Origin of the sequence: Pseudomonas sp. RIT623 (assembly GCF_004519305.1) — a bacterium.
Taxonomy (GTDB): domain Bacteria; phylum Pseudomonadota; class Gammaproteobacteria; order Pseudomonadales; family Pseudomonadaceae; genus Aquipseudomonas.
Window position 1 is genome coordinate 1 of sequence record NZ_SOZA01000089.1, and the last position, 776, is coordinate 776.

At 59.4% G+C, this 776-nt stretch carries 1 protein-coding gene; it reads right to left on the reverse strand.

From position 1 onward, the window contains the following. Positions 1-741 (reverse strand): hypothetical protein (locus E3U47_RS24775; protein ID WP_134694192.1); only part of this gene is annotated, 741 nt, incomplete at its 3' end. Between the last annotated feature and the right edge of the window lie 35 nt (positions 742-776).

Genomic DNA, 776 nt, shown 5'->3' on the forward strand with positions numbered 1-776 from the left:
TTCCAGCTGATCCGCTGCAATCAGGAAGCCCACCTGATTACCTACCTCATCCTCGGCGATCGTATGGGTGAAGAAGATCCCTCCCACGCTCAAGGTGATCACGTCCCGTACCCGCATCTGTGGGTAGGCGTCGACTGTGACCGGAACCTGCAAGCCGGGGGTCAGATTCGCTGGCAACTCCAACTGCGCCGCGTGCAACTCCGAATGCCAGGGTTCGTGGGGGCGACGGTCCGGGCCACCGGGCAACGTGTCCTTGTAGAACACCGTGAGTTTCCTGGATTCCTCAGCGTTCTGCGAGCTAGCTCTGGTGACTCTCATATACCACAGGGCAAAGCCTACAACGGCCCGCTCGACGGGTACATGGCTCGCAATATCCGTCCCCTGCGCTGCTTGCTCTTTGGAAACCGACACAGTCAACACGGCCGTTGGCGTGGGTGAACCGACGAGAGACCAGAAGACTTCGATCAGATCCCCTTCTTGCATCCCGGCATACGCCTGCAGCGTGACCGGTAACCCTTTCGAGGGGTTGACATGCACGGCGGCGTGGTTGAGTCCGAAGTGCGCACCGACCACCGGAGCGCGCGCGCCAGTCGGATACGGTGGCAGGATGGCATTGATCTCGATATCCATGATCCCAGAGCCCGACTCCACCGGCTCCAATAATTGATTGAATGCATCCGACGTCTCTAGTAACTGTGCCGGTTTGTGCTCCGACTCGGTCTTTTGGGGCGAGAACATCATGATGGCTTCGCCTTGCGCGGGCTGCTCAGGACTTT